Below are 2,138 nucleotides of genomic sequence, written 5' to 3'. Positions count from 1 at the left end.
GTCTGTGCCCTCCCGACGCCCGACCTGTCGCCGATCAATCCGAATACATTGAGCGTGGATGATGCGCCGCGGCTGGTGATGCTGTCCGAGGGGCGGCTCAATCCGGCCCGGGCGCGCGCCGCCAGCCACAGGCCCAGGCCGCTCCAGAGCACCACCAGGCCCAGGCAGAGGCCGGTCCAGGCCGGCAGCCCCCAGCCGTCCACCACCAGCGGCGCCACCACGGTGATCACGCCCCCGGCCAGCAGGGGCTGGAGCAGCAGCTGCTTGATCGAGAAGGCCGTCACCGCCTGGCTGCGGTCGCCCGGGTCGGCCATGCGCAGCAGCAGCAGGCCGCTGGCGGCCACGCCCGTGGCCTGGCCGAATTCGATGATCGCCCGTTCGAACCAGTCGGGCGGCAGGATCCGCGGCGCCAGCAGCAGGATCACCCCCAGGTTCCACAGCAGGCCCACCAGCGCCAGCACCGTCAGGGGGATCCAGTCGTGGGCCAGCAGGCTCAGGTCCAGGCAGGCGGTGGCGGCGGTGATCAGCAGATCGGCGGAGATCGTGCCGGTCTGCCCCTGGATGGCGGTCGAGACCCACTGGGTCTGGCCGCTCTTCTCCAGGATCAGGCGCACCAGCAGGGAACCCACCAGGGCCAGGGGGAACACCGGCAGGGCGTCGATCACCAGGGCGAAGACCCCGCCGCTGGCGTCGGCGACGACCCGCAGGGCCGCCAGCGCCCCGCAGCCGAACAGCACCGCCACCCCCGCCAGGCCCAGGTTCACGGCCCAGTCGGCGAGCTGACGCCACAGGGCCGGCACCTCCACGGTGCCCGCCTCCAGGGGCAGATCCATCGGCACCTCCTGCAGCGGCGGGGTCTCCCCTTCGACGATCGCCATCGCCTCCTCGATCGGCAGCGCGTCGGGGAACATCAGCCAGCGCCTGGCCCGGGCCAGCACCACCAGCAGGCCCCCCACCACCGTGGACACCAGCAGCCCGACGGTGGCCATGGCCAGCCCCAGGGCCTGGGCCCCCTCCAGCCCCAGCCGCTCGTAGGTGGGCCCCATGGCGGCGGCCGAGCCGTGCCCGCCCTCGTAGGCCACCTCGATCAGGCAGGCCATCACCGGGCTCACCCCCAGCCAGGGCTGCAGCACCAGCAGCACCGCCAGTCCCGCCACCAGGAACTGGCCGAAGGCCAGGGTGAGGGCCAGCAGCACCTGGGCCGAAAGCGGGCGCCACAGGCCCCCCAGCTTCGGCAGCGGCTTGCCCAGCAGCAGGGTGGCGAACACCAAGGTGAGCAGGGGCAGGGGCAGCTGGTCCCAGAGGTCGATCACCCGCTGGGGCAGCAGGGGCAGCAGCCCGGCCGGGGCCACCACCAGCCCCAGGCCGCCCGCCAGCAGGGCCTCCGGCAGTCCCCAGCGCTTCATGCCCAGCAGGCCGCCGAGGCCGGCGCCGATCAGCAGCAGCGCCGTGAGGGCGGCCAGGGCCAGGGCCAGCCACTCCACCCGATCCACCACCCCCGGCACCAGCGATGCGATCACAGGCGGAAGTGGCGGCGGAAGAAGGCTTCGGTGGCCTCGAGCACCGCGGTGCGCACCCTGCTGTCACGGAAGCCGTGGCCCTCCCCGGGGATCAGGTGCAGCTCCGTCTCCAATCCGCGTCGCCTGAGCGCGTCCACCATCCGCTCACTCTGACTGGCCGGCACCACCCGGTCGTCGAGGCCGTGGAAGAACAGCACCGGTGCCGTGATCCGCGCCGCATGCCGCAGGGGCGAGCGCGCTTCGTAGAGGGCCCGGGCCCCGGGCCAGGGGCCGATCAGGGTCTCGGTGTAGCGGGCCTCGAAGCGATGCTCCACCGCCAGCAGGGACTCCGGATCGGTCACCGGGTAGCGGACGGCGCCGGCGGTGAACACGTCGGTGAAGCACAGCGCGGCCAGCACGGTGAAGCCCCCGGCACTGCCGCCCTCGAAGGCCACCCTGGCCGGGTCGGCCTTGCCCGCGGCCACCACGGCCCTGGCGGCGGCGGCGCAGTCGGCCACGTCCACCACGCCCCACTGGCCGTCAAGCCGCTGCCGGTAGGCCCGGCCGAAGCCGGTGGAGCCGCCGTAGTTGACGTCCACCACGCCCCAGCCGCGGCTGGTCCAGAACTGGATGGCCAGG

General features: G+C 73.6%; 2 protein-coding genes. Both read right to left on the bottom strand.

Features of this window, described 5'->3' with window-relative positions:
• Nucleotides 1-1,520, bottom strand: a 1,520-nt coding sequence (locus VB737_RS16440) for a sodium/glutamate symporter (RefSeq protein ID WP_500314541.1), incomplete at its 3' end; no start/stop codon positions are given.
• On the bottom strand, nucleotides 1,517-2,138 hold a 622-nt coding region (locus tag VB737_RS16435), incomplete at its 5' end, for an alpha/beta hydrolase family protein (RefSeq protein WP_500314540.1). The genes VB737_RS16440 and VB737_RS16435, both read right to left, overlap by 4 nt.

This window comes from Synechococcus sp. BA-120 BA3 (assembly GCF_034931285.1).
GTDB lineage: Bacteria > Cyanobacteriota > Cyanobacteriia > PCC-6307 > Cyanobiaceae > Cyanobium.
Note: the sequence above shows the minus strand (reverse complement) of the source record. Positions and strands in the feature narration are given on the sequence as shown.